This window comes from Pseudomonas sp. FSL R10-1350 (assembly GCF_009600525.1).
Taxonomy (GTDB): Bacteria; Pseudomonadota; Gammaproteobacteria; order Pseudomonadales; family Pseudomonadaceae; genus Aquipseudomonas; species Aquipseudomonas helleri.
This window is the reverse complement of sequence record NZ_WIVR01000139.1, coordinates 1-2024: the sequence shown is the minus strand read 5'-3', so window position 1 is coordinate 2024 and position 2024 is coordinate 1. Positions and strand designations below refer to the sequence as shown.

Genomic DNA, 2024 nt, shown 5'->3' with positions numbered 1-2024 from the left:
GCCTAGGGCAGAGCCCTATTGAGATATAGAAGGGGGGGTATTGCAACCTGCTGATTTTAAAGGTTTTTTTTTAGGGGTAGTCTCATAGCTGGTGAGACTGGGCAGTCTCATAGCTGGTGAGACTCTGTTTTCAAAGGGTCATCATCAAGTGTATCATTCGAGATCACCATTTAAAGCAAGCAGGATCTCAATATGAGCATGGTTGCATCACCAGAAGAGACTCCGGAGTCTCATGATGTACGGGACAATTACAACTTCGTCCAGATCTCCCGCAGCTACCTGACTCAGATGCGTAAATTGGCCCGTGCAAGCCCCATAGCGCACGAGATTTTGTATTACTTGGTGGAGCACATGGGTAGGACCACAAACGCCGTAGTGTGTAGCTATGGGACGCTCTGCGAGGTCACAGGCGTAAGCCGTCCTACAGTGGGTCGAGCAATCAAGCTCCTCAAGGATGAAAACTGGATCGACACAGTAAAAATCGGCAATGCCAGCGCCTACTGTGTCAACGAACGAGTGTTCTGGCAGGCAGGCCGCAACCAACGGAAATACGCCGTTTTCTCTGCGACCGTCATTGCCTCTGCATCTGAGCAAGACAGCAATTTCAAGGAAAAGGCGAAGCAGAAACTGACCTACATCCCAATCATCGAAGACAACAACATAGCCGTTACCGGAAAGGATGAACTTCCACCGCCAGACCAACAAGACCTAGATATCTAAAAGCTCCACAATAATGTTAACCAGGAAGGTGCTATGTGAACGGAAAATCTGCAGGTAAGCTTTGGGTTAGGGCTGGTTTAATTGCAATAGTATTGCCGCTATGTTTTATATTCCCATATGTTTTGATTGTTGTACTAATCTTAACATGGTTAACTTTCTTAGACTTTATAGAACCAAAAACTAAAACGGTCCTTCCGCCTCGAACATGGGTTGACGCAAAACCCGACGATAGTGACTGGCTAGAGCTATTCCTAAAAGGCTGTGAATCTCCAGCAGAGGAAAAGTTTCTACAATCCATGGTTAAAGAATTCAATCTTTATCCTAGTAATGGGGCACTAATTTCCCCAGCGTTATCAATGGAAATGCAATTCACATTCCATAACTATCGATTTGATTTTGTGCTGAACAGCAAGTACATCGTCGAAATTGATGGTGCCACATACCACTCTTCACCTGAGCAGGTAGAGCGTGACCGTATCCGAGACGAATTCTCAGTAGCCCATGGTTATAGCGTCCTCCGGATACCAGCAAGTATAGTTTTCAATAATCCCGCCGAAGCTATCCGAAGGGTCAAGGATTTTGCTTTAAACCCTACCAGGTCTGCGACAGAGCCAGAGCCAGAGCCAGTTGCTAAGAATAGTATTATACGGAAACCTGTATCAAACTACATTGGTGACTTCACGAAAGGCGTATCGAGTTTTACTAAAATAGTTATTGATGCTAGCTTGAAACAAGCTACTATTTCAGATTTTAAAAAAGCCATAGATAGTGAACAAATATTTCTTAACGCTATGGTACGTAAAGTCGAGACAGAGATTCGTTTAATGAACCTTTCTCCTGGTGAGCGAAAGATTCATGATGAAATGTACGCAAGAATTACACAAGGTCATATTAAAAAACCAATAACCGAAATTTTTTGTTGGACACCTATTATTTTGCCGGAGCCAATTGATAATGAAGTTGTTCAGCGGCAAATTTCAATGGAGTGCGCCTATCATCTTGAAAACCGCAGAAAGTATTTTGAGGATTTGAGGAAAAGATCTGCTAATGATTATATGTTTGCAGTTCTTTTCCATAAATACATGGAGGAATCGGGTTTCCCGGATATGGATCTAATCAAATCTGGCGCTCATGTGCCTACTTCACGTGAGTAGTCCAATATATTATTTTAACGTCCCCGATCGATCGGGGCATTTTTTATTTTTTCTTGGCGTATCGCCGTCCTCTGTTCCTTAGCTTTCTTGTTTTCCAGTTGGAACGTCATGGCCACTTTTAAAACCTCAGTAACCTGAGCCTTTGTAAGC

Annotated in this window: 2 protein-coding genes; both read left to right on the top strand. The window is 43.4% G+C overall.

Annotated elements, in window-relative coordinates:
- Positions 1 to 192 precede the first annotated feature (192 nt).
- Positions 193 to 720, top strand: coding sequence for a replication/maintenance protein RepL (locus GHO25_RS25450; protein WP_228390351.1), 528 nt, complete (start codon positions 193 to 195; stop codon positions 718 to 720).
- A gap of 35 nt (positions 721 to 755) precedes the next feature.
- The gene (locus tag GHO25_RS25445; RefSeq protein ID WP_153328962.1) at positions 756 to 1874 is read left to right on the top strand and encodes a DUF559 domain-containing protein; all 1119 of its coding nucleotides are present in this window, start codon (positions 756 to 758) and stop codon (positions 1872 to 1874) included.
- The last annotated feature ends 150 nt before the right edge of the window (positions 1875 to 2024 follow it).

What these genes read in the sequence shown, in the direction of transcription:
- GHO25_RS25450 (WP_228390351.1), top strand. Translation starts at nt 193, where the DNA reads ATGAGCATGGTTGCATCACCAGAAGAGACTCCGGAGTCTCATGATGTA.